1 protein-coding gene is annotated in these 820 nt (G+C 38.2%); it reads right to left on the bottom strand.

Annotated features, from left to right (window positions below; translation table 11 throughout):
• Positions 1 to 181 precede the first annotated feature (181 nt).
• The coding region (locus MTBBW1_RS14250) for a PD-(D/E)XK nuclease family transposase (RefSeq protein WP_186441316.1) at positions 182 to 820 on the bottom strand (639 nt) is incomplete at its 5' end.

Raw genomic sequence — 820 nt, 5'->3', positions numbered from 1 at the left:
CTTTATCTCCATTGGATTATGTTACCTTTTCCACTTTCGTCTCTTTCAAATTCATAATGAAGGATGGCTACATGTTTATATGAAAGTCTCGGTAACAGGCTGTTTTTAAAACGACTTTCATCCCTTCGATTGTGGCGGTAATCCACCATGTACGTTATAATAATGAGTTTCAAGAGATCACTCATTCATTCAAAAGAAGTCGAATCTCTTCCATGGGAATCGACAATATCTCTGCAATATTTTCTAACGAAATTTCCTGTTGCTTCAATTTCAATATACTGTTGTATTTGAATTCTTCCATTTGTTTAAAAGCCGCTTCTTTTTCTTTTTTCTCTTGTTCCCGTTCTCTAAAAGCCGTTTCTTTTTCCCTTCTCTCCCGTTCTCGTTCCTTTTTTTCCGCCTCCCATTGTTTTTGTACATCTTTTTTATCCTTCAAGGCATTTTGATATTTTTCGATCATTCTCTGATATTCCAATGCCTCGGTTCTCTGTGCCCTGAGAAACTCCTCCCTGAGACGGTATTGCTCTCGCAATGAATCTTCCTTTGTAAATGTCTGAAGCATATCATATACCTCCATAATTCCCTGGTTTTCTTTAAGTGCAGGCTCAAGGGGTTTTTGATTATCCTGGGGTTTTGCAAGAAAATATGCCCATTGTTCCAATGGTGTCTCAAGAAACTTTTTCTTTTTTTCGCTGCTGCTGCTGATCTGTTTAAGGCATTTCTGAAGTTCGATGTAGTAAAGATGCCAGTGACCTGTAAGGGGCATGTGGGAACGAGTATTGAGCATTGTATAATGATTGAACCAGAAATCCTTGTCACA

It is taken from the genome of Desulfamplus magnetovallimortis, from assembly GCF_900170035.1.
GTDB classification, from domain to species: domain Bacteria; phylum Desulfobacterota; class Desulfobacteria; order Desulfobacterales; family Desulfobacteraceae; genus Desulfamplus; species Desulfamplus magnetovallimortis.
The sequence above is the reverse complement of the archived record's forward strand: the minus strand, read 5'-3'. Positions and strand labels throughout refer to the sequence as shown.